The organism is Streptomyces carpinensis, assembly GCF_002154505.1.
Classification (GTDB): Bacteria; Actinomycetota; Actinomycetes; order Streptomycetales; family Streptomycetaceae; genus Streptomyces; species Streptomyces carpinensis.
Genome location: NZ_MUBM01000408.1, coordinates 956 through 1358 on the forward strand (window position 1 = coordinate 956; position 403 = coordinate 1358).

General features: G+C 70.2%; 1 protein-coding gene and 1 pseudogene. Both read left to right on the plus strand.

Translation table 11 applies throughout. The features are described from left to right. Positions 1–75, plus strand: a pseudogene (locus tag BZY54_RS40770) (DUF503 domain-containing protein); the annotation flags it as partial. An 86-nt stretch (positions 76–161) separates the two neighbouring features. Next, positions 162–403 (plus strand): 30S ribosome-binding factor RbfA (rbfA, locus tag BZY54_RS40775; protein WP_086730413.1); only part of this gene is annotated, 242 nt, incomplete at its 3' end.

Here is a 403-nt window from a genome sequence, read left to right on the forward strand (position 1 = left end):
GAGCGGCTGGTCGCCGGCCGCCCCGAGGTGGAACTGCTGTCCGTCAGGCGCCGCTTCCACGGCGAGGACGACTGAGACGGCCCCCGGACGGACCGGGCGGACCGGCAGCACACCGCACCACATGACAGAACGCAGAAGAAGAAAGAACGGGAGACGGACCAGTGGCCGACAACGCGCGGGCGAAAAGGCTGGCGGACCTCATCCGAGAGGTGGTGGCCCAGAAGCTGCAGCGCGGGATCAAGGACCCGCGGCTCGGCTCGCACGTCACCATCACGGACACCCGGGTCACGGGTGACCTGCGGGAGGCGACCGTCTTCTACACGGTCTACGGGGACGACGAGGAGCGCAAGGCCGCCGCCGCCGGTCTGGAGAGCGCCAAGGGCATCCTGCGCTCCGAGGTCGG